The following is a 17,330-nucleotide window of genomic DNA, read 5'->3' on the forward strand; positions in this document are numbered from 1 at the left end:
GAATCGCTTCGAAGGAGAAACCGATCATGACCACCCCACCACTCTCAACAGCACCGAGAACCGATAGCCGGGTCTCGACAAGCTCGACCACCGGGACCAGCTCGACCACCGGGACGAGCCCGACTACCGGGCGCGCATTCGGTGAGACGAGTACCGGCAGTTTCGCCACCATCCGCCCGCACCTCGAGATCACCGGCGAGCTCGGCGACCGCTACGACGAGATCCTCACACCGGAGGCCCTCGAGTTTCTCGCCGAGCTGCATGACCGTTTCGCCGGCACCCGGCACGACCTGCTGGCCGCCCGGCTGCAGACCCGGGTTGACGCCGCCAACGGCCGCGACCCGCGGTTCCTGCCGCAGACCGCGCACATCCGAGACGACCCGAGCTGGCGGGTGGCCGGCCCCGGCCCCGGGCTGGAGAACCGCCGGGTGGAGATCACCGGACCGACCGACCGCAAGATGGCGATCAATGCGCTCAACTCCGGCGCGGCAGTGTGGCTGGCCGACCAGGAGGACGCCACCAGCCCCACCTGGGCGAACGTGATCGAGGGCCAGCTCACCCTGTCCGACGCCGTGCGTGGCACCCTGTCGTATGACGGCCCCGACGGCAAGGCGTACCGGGTCACCGGCGCCCCTTCCGACCGGCACGACGGCGCGACTCCCGGGTCCACGCCCACGATCGTGATGCGGCCGCGCGGCTGGCACCTGGTGGAGAAGAACCTCACCTTCGTCGACCGGGCCAACCGACGGATGCCGGCCTCCGGCAGCCTGGTCGACTTCGGCCTCTACGCCTTCCACAACGCGCACAGGCTGGTGGAGAACGGCTCTGGGCCGTACTTCTACCTGCCCAAGCTCGAGAGCCACCTCGAGGCGCGGCTGTGGAACGACATCTTCAGCCACACCGAGGACCACCTCGACCTCGGCCACGGCACGATCCGGGCCACGGTGCTGATCGAGACGATCCAGGCCGCGTTCGAGATGGACGAGATCCTCTACGAACTGCGCGACCACTGCGCGGGCCTGAACGCCGGGCGCTGGGACTACATCTTCAGCATCATCAAGACCTTCCGGGCCAGGGGCCGCCGGTTCGTGCTGCCCGACCGCAAGGAAATCACCATGACGGTGCCGTTCATGCGCTCGTACACCGAGCTGCTCGTGGCCACCTGCCACCGGCGCGGGGCGTACGCCATCGGTGGGATGAGCGCCTTCATCCCCAACCGGCGCGACCCCGCGGTCACGGCCCGGGCGCTCGAGCAGGTGGCCGCCGACAAGCGGCGCGAGGCGCACGACGGTTTCGACGGCACCTGGGTGGCGCATCCGGACCTCATCCCCACGGCCAGGGCAGAGTTCGACGCCGTGCTTGGGCGTAGCCCCAACCAGCTGGAACGCACCCGCGACGACGTTGAAGTCACCGCCGCCGACCTGCTTGATGTGGCCTCCGCCGGCGGCCAGATCACCGAGGCCGGGGTGCGCGACAACGTGCGCATCGCCCTCTGCTACATCGAGTCCTGGCTGCGCGGTGTGGGCGCGGCAGCCATCGACAACCTGATGGAGGACGCCGCCACCGCGGAAATCTCTCGGTCGCAGGTCTGGCAGTGGATCCACGACAACTCGGCACTCGCCGACGGTCGCCGGATCGACGCCGACTGGGTGGCCGGACTGGTGGCCGAGGAAATGGCGGCACTGCCCCGCACGACCGGAGACAGGTTCGACGACGCCCTCGAGGTTTTCAGGTCGTCGGCGCTCGAACCCGAGTTCCCGACGTTCCTCACGGTGGCCGCGTACGCCCGCTACCTGTAGGCGACAGCCCCACCCGAACGGCCTCGCCGGCACCCCGGCGGGGCCGTTCGTGTTGCCGCGGGCGGCGTTTGCGTGCCGGCGGCCGGACTGTGAAGCTGGAGCCATGATCGATTCCCCGCCTGTCGCGCCGGGCCCGCAGGTGCGGGTCCGCACGGCTCGACCCGACGAGGCCGCCGCGCTCGCCGAGTTGGCCGCCGCCACCTTCCCCCTGGCCTGCCCGCCGCACACTAGCGCAGAGGCGATCGCCGATTTCATCCGCACCGTGCTCGCCCCGGCGAACTTCGAGTCCTACCTGGCGGACCCCGATCGGCTCCTGCTCGTGGCCGACGACGGCACCGGCACCCTCACCGGCTACACGATGCTGGTCTTCGGCGAACCGCACGACGCGGATGCCGCCGGCGCGATCCGCATCCGCCCCACCGTCGAATTGAGCAAATGCTACGTGCGGGCAGAGGCGCACGGCACCGGAACCGCGGCGGCGCTGATGACGGCCACGCTGGCTGCCGCCCGCGGCCGTGGCGCCGCCGGGTCGTGGCTCGGCGTGAACGAGGAGAATGACCGTGCTCTGCGGTTCTACGGCAAGCACGGCTATGAGCGCGTCGGAACCAAGCATTTCCTGGTCGGTGCCCGCTACGAGGACGACTACGTCCTGGAGCGCGCCCTCTAACCCGCCGCCGCCGCGCAACTGGTGCCGAAGCGGACTTGTGCGCCCGGCACACCGGGCGCATTTGTCCGCACGGGGAACAGTTGCGCCGCGCGAGTCAGGTGGGGCGCGCGGCCTTGACCTGCTCGTAGGCGGCGAGGGCGGCGCGGCGGGTCTCGCCGAGGTCCACGATCGGCGCCGGGTAGGCAGCCGTGCCCCACTCGGGCACGTTCTGCCGCACGTACTCGTTGGCGGGATCGAACTTGGCCGCCTGCAGGTCGGGGTTGAATACCCGGAAGTATGGCGCGGCATCCGCCCCCGAACCGGCCACCCATTGCCAGCCGAACGGGTTGCTCGCGGCGTCGGCGTCGACTAGGGTGTCCCAGAACCAGCGCTCGCCCTCGCGCCAGTCGATGAGCAGGTTCTTGATCAGGAATGACGCCGTGACCATGCGCACCCGGTTGTGCATGCTGCCGGTTCGCCAGAGCTCGCGCATGCCCGCATCCACCAGGCGGAAGCCCGTACGACCCTGCTGCCAGGCGCGCAGCGCATCGGCGTCGAGCGGCGGCCAGGGGAAGGCGTCGAAGCCGGGGCGCAGGTTGGCCGTGGCCAGATCGGGTGCGTGGAAGAGCACGTGGTAGGCGAACTCCCGCCAGCCGACCTCGGTGAGGAAGCGGGTGGCGCTGGTGGCGGCGGCGCCGGTGAGGCCGCGGCGGGCGATGTCGGTGGCGTGCCAGATCTGGTGCGGGCTGATCTCGCCCCAGCGCAGGTACGGCGAGAGCCTGGAGGTGGCCTGCTGCGCGGGCAGGTCGCGTTCGGTGCCGTACTGCGGCAGGGACTCGGAGAGGAAGGTGGCGAGCAGTTCCTGGGCGGCGGCCTCGCCGGGAGTCCACGCTTCCCGGAGGCCATCGGCCCAGTCCGGGTGGCGCGGTTCCAACGCCCAGGATGCGAGGTCGTCACCGGCCAGGGTCGCTGAGGCGTCGGTGAGTTCCACCGGCGCCGGGTAGGGCGCCCGCGGCGGCGGCCCGGCCGTGCAGGCCCGCCAGAACGGGGTGAAGACCGTGTACGGCGTGCCGCCGCCGGTGCGGATGGTCCACGGTTCGAAGAGCAGCGTACCGGCCAAGCTGTGCGCCACGACGCCGGCCTCGGTGAGGCTCGTCTTGATGTGGGTGTCCACCTCGCGTTCGGCGGCGCCGTAGCGGCGGTTCCAGAAGACGGCGCCGGCGCCGAGCTCCTCGACAAGTTCGCCGATCACTGCTTCGGCCGCGCCGCGGCGCAACACCAGACGGCCGCCGATCGCCGCGGCATCGGTGGCGAGCGAGACCAGGCTCTGGTGCAGCCACCAGCGCGCGGCACCGCCGAGCGGGCGGATGCCGGGGGAGACCTCGTCGAGAAGGTAGACCAGCGCGATCGGCCGGCCGCGCTCGACGGCGGCCGTGAGGGCAGGGTTGTCGCCCAGCCGGAGATCGTCGCGCAGCCAGACCAGCGAGGGGCCGTCCGGGCGGGCCGGGGTCATGATCGGGGCGGCCGCGTCGCCCGTCCCGCTCACGCGGCGCTCTCATCGGCGTCGGAGACCCGCAGCACGATCTTGCCGCGGGTGTGCCCGCCCTCGAGGGCTCGGTGCGCGGCGGCTCCGTCGGCGAGGTCGAAGACCTGGTCGATGTTCACCCGCACGGTGCCGTTGTCGATCAGGGCGGTGATGGTGTCGAGAACGCGGGCGTCGGCGGAGACCTTGTATCCGGTTGCGCGCACGCCCGCCGCGGCGGCCTCGGCCTGCATGGTGGGCCAGCTGCCGGTGGGCGCGTTCACGAGCAGGCCGTCGGGGCGCAGCACCGCGAGCGACCGGGTGCCGGTGTTGTCGTGCACATTGCCGATCAGGTCGATGACGCTGTCGAGGCCGCGCAAGTCGTCGTCGAAGCGGGTGGTGCTGTAGTCGATCACCTCGTGCGCGCCGAGGCGGTGCAGGAACTCGACCGAGGCGGTGGAGCCGGTGGCGGTGACGTGGGCACCCAGGTGTCGGGCGAACTGCACCGCGAAGTGGCCGACACCGCCGCTGCCGGCGTGCACCAGCATCCGCTGGCCGGGAGCCGCGCCGGCGAGGGTCACCATGCCCCAGGCCGTCATCGCGGCCAGGGGGATGCCCGCGGCCTCCGTGTGGCTCACCGCCGCGGGCTTGCGGGCCACGGACATGGCCGACACCGCCACATACTCGGCATACGTGCCCGCGATCCGGGGCGGCTTGGCCATGCCGTACACGGCGTCGCCGGGCTGCAGCGGGAAGGTGTCGTAGGGAGCGCGCACGACGATTCCGCTGAAATCATTGCCGAGCACGGTGGGGAAGCCAGTGATCGCGGCGGCGGCGCCCGAGCCGGCCCTGGTCTTGGCATCGATGGGGTTGATGCCCGCGGCCAGGACGCGCACGAGGAGTTCGTCGCTCACGGCGACGGGCAGCGGCAGCTCGACCAGGTGCAGTTCCTCCGGGCTGCCGGTGCGGTCGATGACGAGGGCGCGCATGTGTGTGGGCAGGACCGGAGTAAGGGGCATGAACCTATTCTGCGGCAGCGGAGCGCCGTGCGGGCGGTACCCCGGTCTCAGCGCCCGTAGTCGTATGGCGGCGGGCCGTCGGCACGCTCGCGTTCGCGCTGGTGGTTGAGCAGGTCGATCAGCTGGTCGGCGAAGCCCACCAGGATGCTGATCTGATCGTCGTCCCTGTCGATCCACCGGCACTCCGGCACGTCGGAGCGGGGCACGAAGTTGTCGTGCTCTTCCCAGACCAGCAGGGTGCGGTCGGCGCCCAGCACGTACTGCTGCCACCAGATCTGGCGCAGGTACGAACGGGGGATGCTGCGCCACGGCTTGCTCGTGGTTTTAATCTCGGCGAGCTCGAAGACGCCGCTGCGCCCGAGGCCCAGGCCGTCGGGGGTGGCGAGGTGGCGAGGCTGGCCCGCCGCGTGGAAGAGGGCGGTGCTCGGCTCGATGCCGTAGTTGGCCAGCACCCACGCCGCAATCTCCGGCTCCCTGGCCCGACCGTGGTCGGTGTACGGGTTGCCGCCGAAGCCGCTGCCGTTGATCTTCTCCCTGGCCGCGTTGTGCACGGACTTCTCCGTGGCCAGCTTGGCTACATCCGTGGCCGTGATGCCCTGACTGCGCGCCCGCAGCCAGGCGACCCGATCGGTGGAGTCGGCCACGATGCGGCCGAGGTGCCCGAGTGGCGGCGTCACGGCGGCGAGCAGGGCCGCGGCGGGCACTGCAGCGGATGCCGCCACGGATGCTTCCGGGATCTGCTCGTCCAGCTCGAAGAGGGACAGCAGGGAGTGGGACACAGCTTCTATTCTGCTCTGTGTCGGCGGCGGTGGCGGACACCCCGCCGCGCTTTCGCCGACCTCGACCGCCGGCGCGGACGAAGAGACGGCCGGATACAGAGAGAACACCCCGGCCGATAGTCGCCCGGGGTGTCCGTTTGTTCGTCGGGTCCGGTGTTCGCCGGCGCCGCGCCTAGGGGTGAGGTCAGGCGACTTCCTTGACCACGCCCTGCTTGATCAGCAAGCGACGCTGAGCGCGCCTGGCCACGGCCGAGTCGTGGGTGACCACGATCAGGGTGAGTCCGCGATCACGCCACATCCCCTCGAGCAGTTCCATGATCTCGTCACGGGTCTGTTCGTCGAGGTTTCCGGTCGGTTCGTCGGCCAGGAGCACGGCCGGCTCCTTCACCAGGGCGCGGGCGATCGCAACGCGCTGCTGCTGGCCACCGGAGAGCTCGGCGGGCAGGTGGCTGCCGCGCTCGCCGAGTCCGACGGATTCGAGTGCCGCCGCCGCGCGGGAGGTGCGCTCGACCGAGGAGATGCCCAGCGGGGCGAGGGCGGTCTCCACGTTCTCCTGCGCGGTGAGGGTGGGGATCAGGTTGAACCCCTGGAACACGAAGCCGATCTCCCTGGCCCGGATCTCACCCAGCGGTCCCTGGCCGAGCTTGGAGAGGTCGGAGCTGCCCAGCTGCACGATCCCCTCCGTGGGGCGGTCGAGGGCGCCGAGCATCTGCAGCAGCGTGGACTTGCCGCCGCCGGTCGGCCCCTGGATGGCGACCATCTGGCCGTCCGGGATGGACAGGGTGACCTTGTTGAGGGCCGTGACGGACCTCTTGCCCTGGTCGTACTTCTTGGTGACATTCGTCAGTTCATACATGAGAGCTCAATTCGCTTGTCGAAATCGTCGGGGTGAGGGTCACGCGATGCTGCGGAGCGCTTCGGACGGGCTCAGCCGCGAGGCACGCCAACCGCCGATGGCGCCGGCCAGCAGGCCGCCGAGCACGGCCAGGCCGACGGCGATGAGGATGACCGACAGGGTCACCGGAACCTGCAGCACGATGTCGGAGGTGGCGGCCTCCACGGCCGCCTGCCCGAAGCCGCCGGGGGCGCCGCCTCCTGCGCCGGGGCCGAAGCCCGCCGCGGCATCCGTCGTAGCAGCGCCGGCGGTGAGGGTGGGCGCGACGAGGTTGATCACGAGAATGCCGATCAGGCCGACAGCGATGCCGACGACTCCGCCGATGAGGCCCTGCACCAGGGATTCGCCGGCCACCTGGCGCACGATCCGGCCGTTCGACCAGCCGATCGCCTTGAGGGTGCCGAACTCGCGGGTGCGTCTGGTGACGCCGGAGATGGTGAACAGGATGGCGATCAGGAACGCGGCGGCCAGCACGATCAGGGACAGCCACAGGCCGAGGTTCTTGACCAGGTCGGAGGCGCTGGAGAGCGAACCGGAGACGCTAGACGCCAGGTCGGCCTGGGTTTTCACTGTCGAGTCCGGCAGGGCGGTCTGGACGTCGGCCTGGATCTGGTCGATGTCGGTGGACGAGGCGGCCTGCACGTAGATGTCGGTGACCTGGTCGGTGAGGCCGGACAGGGTCTGGGCGACGTCAAGCGGGATGTACACGTTGGAGGCGGTGGCGGCATCCGCGGAGGAGGCGGTGACCAGGCCGACGACGGTGAAGTCGGTGCCGGCGATGGCGACGGTGTCGCCCACGACGAGCTCTGCCGTGGTGGCGTAGCTGGCGTCGAGAACGGCCACGTTGGTGCCGGCATCCGTGCTCTCGAGGCTGCGACCGTCGGTGAGGGTCACGGCGGAGAGCGGGCCGACGGCGTCATCGGCCGGGTCGAGGCCGAGCACGGTGAAGGAGTCGACGCTGAAGGAGCTGCCGCCGGCGCCATCCGGTCCGCCGCTGGGCGGGGTGCCGCCGGCCGCGGCGTCGCCGCCGGTCGGTGCGGTGCCGGTGCCGTCGGTGGAGCGCTCGGGCAGTGCGCCGTTGAAGGTGGTGTTGCTCAGCGACAGGGTGGCGGCGGCCGCTGTGACGTTGTCGATGCCGCTCACGGTGTCGAGCGCGGCCGCGTCGAAGGAGGTGGTGCTGCGGTCCACGGAGAGGCGGGCCTGGCTGACGGTGGTGGTGCCGTCTGTGGTGGCGCCGTCGTCAGCGCCGAAGTCGAAGTTCTGCGGGCCGCCGGCGCCGGCCTCGCCCTCGGTGGGCGCGACCGGGGTCTCGCTCACGGTGATGTCTGTGCCGACGCCGTAGACGGAGGCCAGCACCGTCGACTGGGCGAGCTGAACGCCGCTCGACACGGCGTTCACGATAATGACCAGGGCGATGGCGAGTGCCATGCCGATGGCGACGATGGCGGTCTGCTTGCGGCGACCCGCCAGTTCTCGTCGCAAATAGGTGACAAACATCGATTCTCCAGTCCGGTGGCAGGGAGGATCCCGCCTCTACGCGTTCGAACCTAGAGAGCCCGTTTATGCAGCGACTATGGCCAACCTATGAATCTGCCCAGGGAATCCCCGGTCGATTCCGCCCGGCCGGCCCACCCGGCTTTCACAGGGTCGCCGTGGGCGACGTATAGGCGATTCATAGAAAGCACCCGGATACTGAATGCATGACCACACGAGCGAACGAGCAGTCGGCCCACGGACCCCGCCTTCACAAGGCCGACGGTTCCCCTATCCGGGTGCTCGTCGTCGACGACGAACCCACCCTGACCGATCTGCTCTCGATGGCCCTGCGATACGAGGGCTGGGAGGTGCGCACGGCCGGCGAGGGCCGGCAGGCGCTCACCCTGGCGCGCGAGTTCCGGCCGGACGCCATCGTGCTCGACATCATGCTGCCCGACATCGACGGCCTGCAGGTGCTGCAGCGGGTGCGGGCGGATGGCTACGAGACGCCGGTGCTCTTCCTCACCGCCAAGGACTCGCTCGACGACCGAATCGCCGGCCTCACCGCGGGCGGCGACGACTACGTCACCAAACCCTTCAGCCTGGAGGAGGTCGTCGCGAGGCTGCGTGGACTCATCCGCCGCTCCACGATGGCCGTCTCGGATTCCACCGACCCGCGAATTACCGTGGGCGACCTCACGCTCGACGAGGACAGCTACGAGGTGTTCCGCGCGGGCGAGCAGATCGAACTGACCGCGACCGAGTTCGAACTGCTGCGCTTCCTGATGCGCAACCCGCGCCGAGTGCTCAGCAAGGCCCAGATCCTCGACCGGGTGTGGAGCTACGACTTCGGCGGCAAGTCCTCCGTCGTCGAGATCTACATCTCCTACCTGCGCAAGAAGGTCGACGCCGGCCGCGACCCCATGATCCACACGGTGCGCGGCGCCGGATACATGCTGAAGATCGCGTAATGAAACGGCGCATCCGGGAGGCGGCCCCGATCATCCCGACCCGAAGCGGCCGGGCACCGTGGACCCTCCGCAGGCGCCTGGTGGTGGCCGTGGTCGCGATGCTCGCCCTGGTGAGCCTCGTGATCGGCGTGGTGAGTGTCGCCATCCTCAGCGCCAACCTGATGGACGGCCTCGACAACCAACTGGGCAATGCTGCCCAGCGCTCCCAAACGGCAATGGACGGCCGTCCTGGCGGCTTCGTGATCACGACCCCCACAGCCAGCGATGTGCTCAACGGTCCCGGCCAACCGTCCGGCACCCTCGCGCTGATCTACGACGGCAGCACTGTCACGGCCGGCTACACCGACGAGAGCGGAACCGTCGTCAGTCTCACCAACGACCAGATCACCCAGCTGCTCACCGAACTCGAGTCCGCCGTGCAGAACAACAGCACCTCGGCCCCGTTCACCGTCAACCTCGGCGGTGACGTCGGCGAGTACCGCGTGCTCGCCGCCACGGCCAAGACCGGTGAGCTCTACCTCGTCGGCCTGCCCACCGCCAGCGTCACGCAAACGGCCGCGCAGCTGGCCGTGACCATCGGCATCGTGTCGCTGGCCGGCATCGTGCTCGTGGCCTTCCTGGCCACCGCCATCGTGCGCCTGGCCCTCCGGCCGCTGCAACGTGTCACCGAAACGGCCACCCGAGTGTCCGAATTGCCGCTGGATCGCGGCGAGGTGCTCCTGGTGGATCGCGTGCCTGCCGCCGACACCGACCCGCGCACCGAGGTGGGCCGGGTGGGGTCTGCGCTCAACCGCATGCTCGATCACGTCGACCTCGCGCTCGAGACCCGCCAGGCCAGTGAGAACAAGGTGCGCCAGTTCGTGGCGGATGCCAGCCACGAGTTGCGCACGCCCCTCGCCTCCATCCGCGGCTACTCCGAGCTCACCCGCCGCAGCGGCCAGGAACTGCCGCCGGACACCATCCACGCCATCGGCCGCATCGAATCGGAGTCTGTGCGGATGACGGGGCTGGTGGAAGACCTGCTGCTGCTCGCCCGGCTCGACGAGGGCCGCGAGCTGGAGCACGAGCCCGTCGACCTCACCATGTTGCTCGTCGATGTGGTCAGCGACGCGCATGCGGCCGGGCGTGACCACACCTGGGACCTCGACCTGCCGGAGGAGCCCGTGCTGGCGGCCGGTGACGGACCGCGTCTGCACCAGGTCTTCGCCAATCTGCTGGCCAACGCACGAGTGCACACCGACCCCGGCACGAGGGTCGAGGTGGCCCTGGTCACCGAGGGTGACCGCGCCGTGGTGACCGTGACCGACAACGGCCCCGGGATCCCGGAGAACCTGCGCGCGACCCTCTTCGAGAGGTTCGCCCGCGGCGACAGCTCCAGGTTCCGCGGCACCGGCGGTAGCACCGGCCTCGGCCTCGCCATCGTGCAGGCCGTGGCCCAGGCCCACCACGGCGAGGTCACCGTGGACAGCCGGCCGGGGCGCACCTGCTTCCGGGTGGCGTTGCCCCTGGCCTGACGAAGAGGGCCGGCGGCTCGGCTCCACGGCGGCTCAGTCCGGGCGCACTCCACCGATGATCGCGCGAAGGCGCTCCATCGGCGCCTTGGCCGTGCGGTCTTCATCGAGCAGCCCGTTGGTTTCCTGCAGGGTGTCGGTCAGCTGGGTGTAACAGAAACCCGCCAGCACGGTGCTCCCGTTGACGGCGGTCACCAGGGCGGACAGCCGTGCGAGGAAGTCCTCGGTGGAGCTGGCGCTGGAGTACCCCCAGGAGCCGGCGTCGGCATCCTCCCGCGGGAAGGAGATGCCGCCGAACTCGGAGAGCATCACCGGCCGGCCGGTACCGTCCCGGCCGGGGAGTTCCTGGCCGGGAAGGAGCAGGCGTCGCCCGGCCGGCCCGGTGCCGGAGAGCAGGCGGGCCATCGCAGCGTCATCCAGGTAGCGCCCGCCGAGCGTGCGGGCATCCGCGTCATAGTCGTGGATCGTCACGATGTCGGAGTCGACGTGCTCCCAGCCGTCGTTCGATATCACGGGGCGCGAAGGGTCGATGGCCCGGGTCAGCTGCACCAGCGCGCGCACGAAGGCCGCCTGGGCCGGGTCGTGCGCCAGGTGCGGCACTCCCCAGCTTTCGTTCACCGGCACCCAGGTCACGATCGACGGATGCGAGAGGTCGCGCTCGAGCACGGCCGTCCACTCCGAGGTGGTGCGCCGCATGGCCGTGGCGCTGAACTCGAACGCGCCGGGCGCCTCGCCCCAGACCAGCAGCCCCAGGCGGTCGGCCCAGTACAGAAAGCGGGGATCCTCGATCTTCTGGTGGATCCGCGCGGCGTTGAAGCCCAGCTCCTTGATGAGCTCCACATCGCGGCGGAGCGCCGCGGGGGAGGGGCTGGCCAGGTGCGAGGCCGGCCAGTAGCCCTGTTGCAGCACCGCGCGCACATAGTACGGCCGGTCGTTGAGCAGGAACCGGCCCCCGCCGATCGCGGCGGAACGGAGCCCGAGGTAGGACTGCACCAGATCCACAACACCATCCGCCGTCGTCAGCGTCACCGTGGCGTCGAGCAGGCGCGGGGTCTCCGGCGTCCACAGCAGCTCCTCGGCGGCCTGGCCGTTCGACTGCGCCGGCAGGCTGATGGTGGTGGTGGAGGTGGTGTCCGAGACCGGGTGGCTGACCTCCGCCACCGGTGAGCCCTCGAAACTGAGAGCGTAGGAGAGGGTGCTGCCGGCGGGAGGGCGGCGGTTCAGGTCGACCCGCAGCGTCACCGTCCCTGCGACGAGGTCTGGCGTCCAGTGCAGCAGTGTCACGGCGGTCTCGCCGGTGGCCTCCAGCCAGACCGGCTGCCAGATGCCGCTGGTGCGGTGGTACCAGATGGAGTGCGGCTCCAGCCGCCAGTCCTGCTTACCGCGCGGTTGGGCGGCGTCCAGTGGGTCGTCTTCGGCGCGCACGACCACGGTGTGCTCGGCCACGGCCGGGTCGAGCACGTCGGTGATGTCGAACGAGAACGGGGTCTGGCCGCCCTCGTGCTCGCCGAGGAAGCTGCCGTCGACCCAGACCCTGGCCCGGTAGTCGACCGCGCCGAAGCGCAGATGCATCCGCTGTGCACGGGGTGCGCCGGGATCGAAGCCCGCCGCGGCCAGTTCGGCGGCGCCGAACCGGCGGGAATACCAGATGGTGGGGTGGAAGCCGGTGTCGTGGATGCCCGAGGCGGCCGACTCGTACGGGAACGGCACCTGAATGGTGCGCTCGAACCGCGGGTCGGTGTGCCAGCGCGCGGCCTCACCCACACCCGCGTCGTCGAACGCGAATCCCCACGCGCCCGCCAGCTCGTGCCAGTGCGGGCGCACGAGCTGCGGACGTGGGTAGCTGCCATCCTGACGGCTGGCGGTGAACCCACTCGAATCGGCTTCGACGCTGATGCTCATGCACCCATCATGCTCGCGAGGTGTGCCCTCGGGGAACGGACGGCTAGGCGGCGGGAGTCGGCTCGCCGTCGCCCGGTGAATTCAGCCGGGACAGGAACCGGGCGAACTGGGTGAGGTCGGCTTCCGGCCAGCCGGCCAGGCGGGCGCTGATGAAGGTCTTGTCGCTGCCGGGCACCGCCGACAGCTTCTCGATCGCCAGCGGGGTCGCCGCGAGAAACCGGGCCCGGCCATCGGCCGGGTCTGCCGCGAGTTCCAGCAGGCCCAGTTCCTCGAGCAGGCGAGCCTGACGGCTGATCACGCTGCGGTCCACATCCAACGATTCCGCCAGGGCGCTGGCGTGGGTCGGCCCGCACCGGCGCAGCGTGCGCAGGATCTTGAAGCCGAAGGGCTGCAGCGCCGGGTCGATCCGGGTGGCTGCGTCCCGGAGGGCGGCCCGAACGTGGGCGCCCAGCTCCATCATCTGCTCTTCAACCTCGGCCAGCGCCGCGGCGACATCACCGGTGGGGGTGACGTCGCCGGCGGCGGTGACCGGGGGAAGCTCGCCGTGGTCGGTCATGACCATCACACTAGCGACCCGTGCTCGCATTTCCCGACGCGTTGTCGGCGTCACGCAACACACGGATCGACCCGGTCGGGGTGGCCATTCCCACCGGTGCGAGCCCGGCGGATGCCGCGCCCACCTCGATCAGGATGTCCTCGGCGTCTTCGAGCTCGCGCTGGCTGTCGGCCTTGGCGTTTGCGGTGCCGTCGAGCTTCGCCTTGGCCTTGGCCAGGGCGATCGCGGTCTGGGTGCCGAGCGAGGCGTTGGGCATCAGCGCGACCATCACGAGAGTGATCACGGCCAGCGGCACACCGAGCAGGAAGACGGTGCCCACGCCGCTGCCGTAGGCAGATTCGACGAGCACGCGGATCGCTCCGGGCAGGCTGCTGACGTGGGGGATGACGCCGGAGCCCAGCGTCTCGACAGCCGCGGCCTGGTTGGCCGGGCTGAGCGCGGGGATGCCGTCCTTGATGTGCTGGGCGACAACGGTGCCGAGCACCGAACCGAGCACCGAGACGCCGATGGTGCCGCCGAGGCTGCGGAAGAAGGTGACAGCGCTGGTGGCCACGCCGAGGTTGGTGACCTCGATCGAGTTCTGAACGACGAGTACGAGGTTCTGCATCAGCATGCCGAGTCCGGCGCCGAGAATGGCCATGAAGATGCCGACGAGGATCAGGTTGGTGTCGTACTGCAGGGTGCCCAGCAGCAGGAGGCCGGCGATGACGAGAACGGCGCCGGAGACCATGATGGCCTTCCACTTGCCGGTGCGGCTGATCACGGTTCCGAACAGGGTCGACGAGATCAGCAGACCACCCATCATCGGGATGGTGAGAAGGCCCGACTGGGTGGGCGTCGCGCCACGGGCCAGCTGCATGTACTGGCTGAGGAAGACCGAGGTGCCGAACATCGACACACCCACCGAGATGCTGGCGACGGTGGCCAGGGTGAAGGTGCGGTTCTTGAACAGCGAGAGCGGGATGATCGGCTCGTCGACCTTGAATTCCACGATCACGGCGGCCACGAGCAGGGCTGCGGCGACGGCGACCATGATGAACGAGGTGACGGATGCCCACTCGAAGTCGTTGCCGGCCAGGGTCACCCAGATCAGCAGCAGCGAGACGCCGCCGGCGATGAGGGCCGCGCCGAGGTAGTCGATCTTCACGGCGCGCTTCACCCGGGCGGGCAGGTGCAGGGTGCGCTGCAGGAGGACGATGGCGATGATGGCGATGGGCAGGGCGATGAAGAAGTTCCAGCGCCAGCCGAACGCATCCGTCACCACGCCGCCGAGCAGCGGCCCGCCGACGGTGCCGACGGCCATGACGGCGCCGAACAGGCCGGCGTAGCGGCCGCGGTCACGCGGGCTGATGATGTCGGCCATGATGATCTGGCTGAGCGCGGCGAGGCCACCGGCGCCGAGGCCTTGCAGAACACGGAAGCCGATCAGGGTTCCGGTGTCCTGCGAGAAGCCGGCGAGGGCGGAGCCGATCACGAAGACGGCCAGGGCGAGCTGGATGAGCAGCTTGCGGTTGAAGAGGTCGGCGAACTTGCCCCAGATGGGTGTGGACACCGTGGTGGCCAGCAGGGTCGCGGTGATGACCCAGGTGTACGCGGACTGGTCACCCTTGAGGTCGGAGATGATGATCGGCAGCGAGGTGCTCACGACGGTGCCGGCGAGGATCGAGACGAACATGCCCAGCAGCAGGCCGGACAGGGCCTCGAGCACTTGGCGTTTGGTCATGGAACCGTCGGCCGTGATGGCCCGGTTCGGGGCGGTGGTGGTGCGAGAAGGGCGTGACATGAATCTCCAGCTACATAATTGACAGATGTCAACTATAAATAGATAGTGGACTTCTGTCAACTAGTTTTTCGAACTGGCCGCTCTCGACCCCTGGACTGGGCGATTTGCGCTGGGCCGGGGCATCCCGTAGTGTGGGGAACAGCCAAAGACCGCCGGTTGTCGCTGCCCAGAATATGGAAAAGCGATCGAAGGTTCATTCACGTGAACGGCCCGCGCAGGTGTTCGAAGTTATCCAGTCATCGACTGGCCTCAGCTCCGGCGCTTGCGCTGGGGCTTTTTTCATGTCTGCGCCCCGGGCTACCGGCACATGAATATCTAGAGGAGCGCCATGGCGAACAAGGAAGCAACGGTCGCCGAGCTGCAGGACAAGTTCCAGAGCTCGACCGCCGTTCTGCTCACCGAGTACCGCGGACTCACTGTTGCGAAGCTCAAGGAGCTGCGCACGTCCATCAGTGAGGACGCCACGTACGCCGTGGTAAAGAACACGCTCACCAAGATTGCGGCCAACAACGCCGGCATCACGTCTTTTGACGAGGAGCTCGTTGGCCCGTCCGCAATCGCTTTCGTACACGGTGACCCTGTCGCCGTGGCGAAGAAGCTGCGTGCCTTTACCAAGGCAAACCCTCTCCTGGTTGTCAAGGGCGGTTACTTCGACGGTAACCCCCTGACCGCCGCAGAGGTAGGCAAGCTCGCCGACCTCGAGTCCCGTGAAGTTCTGCTCGGCAAGCTTGCCGGCGCCTTCAAGGCCTCGCTGTTCGGAGCCGCATATCTGTTCAACGCACCACTCTCGAAGGCTGTTCGCACCATCGAGGCGCTGCGTGAAAAGCAGGAGTCCGCGAACTAGGCATCTGCCTGTACCGCGGTGAGTAACTAAGAAACTAATAGGAGAAAAATCATGGCAAAGCTTTCCACTGAAGAGCTGCTTGAGCAGTTCAAGGGCCTCACCCTCATCGAGCTCTCCGAGTTCGTCAAGGCATTCGAGGAGACCTTCGAGGTCACCGCGGCCGCCCCCGTTGCCGTCGCCGGAGCCGCTGGCCCCGCCGCCGCTGCCGAAGAGGTCGAAGAGCAGAGCGCGTTCGACGTCATCCTCGACGCCGTTGGCGACAAGAAGATCCAGGTCATCAAGGTTGTGCGCGAGCTCACCAGCCTGGGCCTCGGCGAGGCCAAGGCCGTTGTCGATGGCGCGCCGAAGGCCGTCCTCGAGGGCGTTGCGAAGGAAGCTGCCGAGAAGGCAAAGGCTTCCCTCGAGGCCGCTGGCGCAACCGTCACCCTCAAGTAGTCGGTCCCCGCAAGGGGCAGTTCTACAACAGGTGTAACGGCTTAGCCGACTCACTCGCGACGGGCGTCGCATCCTTCGGGGTGCGGCGCCCGTCGCAGTTAACCCACGGCGCTCCCGCCGCCGCCCCGTGACTGGCCCATTCTTGCTAGTCCTGACCCCTCCCGCACTAGCAATTCCGGGCCACTTCTAGTCGTGCAGGCGGGGCAGCTGGGCGAGGGCGCGGATGCGTTGCACGAGCTCAGTCGGATTCCTCAAGTCGTCGGCGTTGAGCTCCATCACCCGCCAGCCCTGAGCCTCGAGCTTGGCGCGACGCGTCATGTCGGCCCGCCACTGGCCCTTCTTCGTGCGGTGATAATCGCCCTGGTATTCCAGAATGATCCGATATCTGTCGATGAGCAGATCGGTTCGGGCCACGAACTCGCCGAATCTGTCGGTCACGACGTGATTCACCCCGGATACCGGCAGCCCGGCCAGCTCGAGGAGCGCCCTGAGGATCGACTCCGGAGCAGACTCCGACCGGTCGTTCAGTAGAGCGCCCGCGTGGCGCAGCTTGCGTTGCACGCGTCTGTTGAGCGGGCGGTTGAGGGCCTCAGCCAGGTCGAGGGCTGACACCAACGGTCGCCTCCAGTGGATGAGCGCGTCGCCGGCGGCGACCAGGTCGAGTAGGCCGAGACTGTGCGCCAGGTCGAACCAGGTGCGCAGAGGCGTGGTCAGACGAAGCCCATCCACGCTCGTCATCAGATCGTGGGCTTCAACCTGCAGCGAGTGGCCGGCGATGCCGCGTGCGTGTGGTGCACGGTGCGGCGAGGGAAATGAGATGTGAACGCGTGCATCGGTTGCCCTCTCGTAGGGCACCGGCATCCCATGCAGCAGTGCGGCGGTGCTGTGGCTGAAAAAGCTCTCCGGCGCGAGGCGCAGTTGGAAGAGGGCGCATCGATCGGGCAGCGTCAGATCGTGACGAAAGGATCGGATGCCGGCTACCTCGGCGTTGAGGTCTGCAGCGCGCAGCCTGTGCCCGGGAACGCCGGCGCGCTGGGCGTGACCGACGGTGAAGGCCGGTGTCGGCAGGTCGGGCGGAAGGGGGAGTCGTGCGCTCATGCGGAGACTGTTCCGCATTCGTGATCCTCACGTTGGAGTTGTCCACAGCCTCGACCCGAAATCTGGCAGGGATCCCGAGGCGTTCGCAATCCAA

The 17,330-nt window shown here is 69.0% G+C and carries 15 protein-coding genes; 6 read left to right on the plus strand and 9 right to left on the minus strand.

The window, feature by feature from the left end; translation table 11 throughout:
- Positions 1-26 precede the first annotated feature (26 nt).
- Both aceB and BJQ94_RS01660 read left to right on the plus strand, forming a co-directional pair.
- Positions 27-1,799, plus strand: coding sequence for a malate synthase A (gene aceB, locus BJQ94_RS01655; RefSeq protein WP_265400611.1), 1,773 nt, complete (start codon positions 27-29; stop codon positions 1,797-1,799).
- A gap of 103 nt (positions 1,800-1,902) precedes the next feature.
- Positions 1,903-2,466: a GNAT family N-acetyltransferase gene (locus BJQ94_RS01660; RefSeq protein WP_265400612.1), complete on the plus strand. Its 564-nt coding sequence runs from the start codon at positions 1,903-1,905 to the stop codon at positions 2,464-2,466.
- A gap of 94 nt (positions 2,467-2,560) precedes the next feature.
- On the opposite strand, the gene BJQ94_RS01665 is transcribed toward BJQ94_RS01660, so the two are convergent.
- The 5 genes from BJQ94_RS01665 to BJQ94_RS01685 all read right to left on the minus strand — a co-directional run bounded on the left by BJQ94_RS01665 (position 2,561) and on the right by BJQ94_RS01685 (position 8,157).
- On the minus strand, positions 2,561-3,958 hold the full coding sequence (locus tag BJQ94_RS01665; RefSeq protein WP_265400729.1) for a deoxyribodipyrimidine photo-lyase: 1,398 nt from the start codon (positions 3,956-3,958) through the stop codon (positions 2,561-2,563).
- A 29-nt stretch (positions 3,959-3,987) separates the two neighbouring features.
- A complete protein-coding gene (locus BJQ94_RS01670) occupies positions 3,988-4,986 on the minus strand; it encodes an NADP-dependent oxidoreductase (RefSeq protein WP_265400613.1) in 999 nt (332 codons plus the stop codon).
- 47 nt (positions 4,987-5,033) lie between these two features.
- Positions 5,034-5,690, minus strand: coding sequence for a YqaJ viral recombinase family protein (locus BJQ94_RS01675; RefSeq protein WP_265400730.1), 657 nt, complete (start codon positions 5,688-5,690; stop codon positions 5,034-5,036).
- A gap of 259 nt (positions 5,691-5,949) precedes the next feature.
- Positions 5,950-6,621 (minus strand): ABC transporter ATP-binding protein, encoded by a 672-nt coding sequence (locus BJQ94_RS01680; protein WP_265400614.1) that lies wholly within the window; start codon positions 6,619-6,621, stop codon positions 5,950-5,952.
- 39 nt (positions 6,622-6,660) lie between these two features.
- Positions 6,661-8,157 carry an ABC transporter permease gene (locus BJQ94_RS01685; protein ID WP_265400615.1) on the minus strand — a complete coding sequence of 499 codons (1,497 nt, stop codon included), beginning with the start codon at positions 8,155-8,157 and terminating at the stop codon, positions 6,661-6,663.
- A gap of 203 nt (positions 8,158-8,360) precedes the next feature.
- Between BJQ94_RS01685 and BJQ94_RS01690 the strand changes: the two genes are divergently transcribed.
- Both BJQ94_RS01690 and BJQ94_RS01695 read left to right on the plus strand, forming a co-directional pair.
- Entirely contained in the window at positions 8,361-9,107 is a 747-nt protein-coding gene (locus BJQ94_RS01690; protein ID WP_265400616.1) for a response regulator transcription factor, read from the plus strand.
- Positions 9,107-10,621 (plus strand): HAMP domain-containing sensor histidine kinase, encoded by a 1,515-nt coding sequence (locus BJQ94_RS01695; protein WP_265400617.1) that lies wholly within the window; start codon positions 9,107-9,109, stop codon positions 10,619-10,621. Before BJQ94_RS01690 ends, BJQ94_RS01695 begins: the two co-directional genes overlap by 1 nt.
- A gap of 33 nt (positions 10,622-10,654) precedes the next feature.
- Here BJQ94_RS01695 and BJQ94_RS01700 read toward each other — a convergent pair whose 3' ends face one another.
- The 3 genes from BJQ94_RS01700 to BJQ94_RS01710 are packed head-to-tail and all read right to left on the minus strand — an operon-like array spanning position 10,655 to position 14,799.
- Positions 10,655-12,520 (minus strand): sugar-binding domain-containing protein, encoded by a 1,866-nt coding sequence (locus BJQ94_RS01700; RefSeq protein WP_265400618.1) that lies wholly within the window; start codon positions 12,518-12,520, stop codon positions 10,655-10,657.
- A 43-nt stretch (positions 12,521-12,563) separates the two neighbouring features.
- Positions 12,564-13,076 carry a MarR family winged helix-turn-helix transcriptional regulator gene (locus BJQ94_RS01705; protein WP_265400619.1) on the minus strand — a complete coding sequence of 171 codons (513 nt, stop codon included), beginning with the start codon at positions 13,074-13,076 and terminating at the stop codon, positions 12,564-12,566.
- A 10-nt stretch (positions 13,077-13,086) separates the two neighbouring features.
- Positions 13,087-14,799, minus strand: coding sequence for an MFS transporter (locus BJQ94_RS01710; protein WP_265400731.1), 1,713 nt, complete (start codon positions 14,797-14,799; stop codon positions 13,087-13,089).
- Positions 14,800-15,187: 388 nt separating this feature from the next.
- Between BJQ94_RS01710 and rplJ the strand changes: the two genes are divergently transcribed.
- Complete coding sequence (gene rplJ / locus BJQ94_RS01715) at positions 15,188-15,703, plus strand: 50S ribosomal protein L10 (RefSeq protein ID WP_265400620.1); 516 nt, start codon at positions 15,188-15,190, stop codon at positions 15,701-15,703.
- 51 nt (positions 15,704-15,754) lie between these two features.
- The gene (gene rplL / locus BJQ94_RS01720; RefSeq protein WP_066592329.1) at positions 15,755-16,138 is read left to right on the plus strand and encodes a 50S ribosomal protein L7/L12; all 384 of its coding nucleotides are present in this window, start codon (positions 15,755-15,757) and stop codon (positions 16,136-16,138) included.
- A 186-nt stretch (positions 16,139-16,324) separates the two neighbouring features.
- Here the strand turns inward: rplL and BJQ94_RS01725 are convergent, their stop codons facing one another.
- On the minus strand, positions 16,325-17,236 hold the full coding sequence (locus BJQ94_RS01725) for a DUF559 domain-containing protein (RefSeq protein ID WP_265400621.1): 912 nt from the start codon (positions 17,234-17,236) through the stop codon (positions 16,325-16,327).
- Between the last annotated feature and the right edge of the window lie 94 nt (positions 17,237-17,330).

This window comes from Cryobacterium sp. SO2 (genome assembly GCF_026151165.2).
Classification (GTDB): Bacteria; Actinomycetota; Actinomycetes; order Actinomycetales; family Microbacteriaceae; genus Cryobacterium.

Bases quoted from the DNA above. Each gene is read 5' to 3' on its own strand.
- aceB (WP_265400611.1), top strand. From the start codon at position 27: ATGACCACCCCACCACTCTCAACAGCACCGAGAACCGATAGCCGGGTC.
- BJQ94_RS01660 (WP_265400612.1), top strand. From the start codon at position 1,903: ATGATCGATTCCCCGCCTGTCGCGCCGGGCCCGCAGGTGCGGGTCCGC.
- BJQ94_RS01665 (WP_265400729.1), bottom strand. From the start codon at position 3,958: ATGACCCCGGCCCGCCCGGACGGCCCCTCGCTGGTCTGGCTGCGCGAC.
- BJQ94_RS01670 (WP_265400613.1), bottom strand. From the start codon at position 4,986: ATGCCCCTTACTCCGGTCCTGCCCACACACATGCGCGCCCTCGTCATC.
- BJQ94_RS01680 (WP_265400614.1), bottom strand. From the start codon at position 6,621: ATGTATGAACTGACGAATGTCACCAAGAAGTACGACCAGGGCAAGAGG.
- BJQ94_RS01685 (WP_265400615.1), bottom strand. From the start codon at position 8,157: ATGTTTGTCACCTATTTGCGACGAGAACTGGCGGGTCGCCGCAAGCAG.
- BJQ94_RS01690 (WP_265400616.1), top strand. From the start codon at position 8,361: ATGACCACACGAGCGAACGAGCAGTCGGCCCACGGACCCCGCCTTCAC.
- BJQ94_RS01695 (WP_265400617.1), top strand. From the start codon at position 9,107: ATGAAACGGCGCATCCGGGAGGCGGCCCCGATCATCCCGACCCGAAGC.
- BJQ94_RS01700 (WP_265400618.1), bottom strand. From the start codon at position 12,520: ATGAGCATCAGCGTCGAAGCCGATTCGAGTGGGTTCACCGCCAGCCGT.
- BJQ94_RS01705 (WP_265400619.1), bottom strand. From the start codon at position 13,076: ATGACCGACCACGGCGAGCTTCCCCCGGTCACCGCCGCCGGCGACGTC.
- BJQ94_RS01710 (WP_265400731.1), bottom strand. From the start codon at position 14,799: ATGACCAAACGCCAAGTGCTCGAGGCCCTGTCCGGCCTGCTGCTGGGC.
- rplJ (WP_265400620.1), top strand. From the start codon at position 15,188: ATGGCGAACAAGGAAGCAACGGTCGCCGAGCTGCAGGACAAGTTCCAG.
- rplL (WP_066592329.1), top strand. From the start codon at position 15,755: ATGGCAAAGCTTTCCACTGAAGAGCTGCTTGAGCAGTTCAAGGGCCTC.
- BJQ94_RS01725 (WP_265400621.1), bottom strand. From the start codon at position 17,236: ATGAGCGCACGACTCCCCCTTCCGCCCGACCTGCCGACACCGGCCTTC.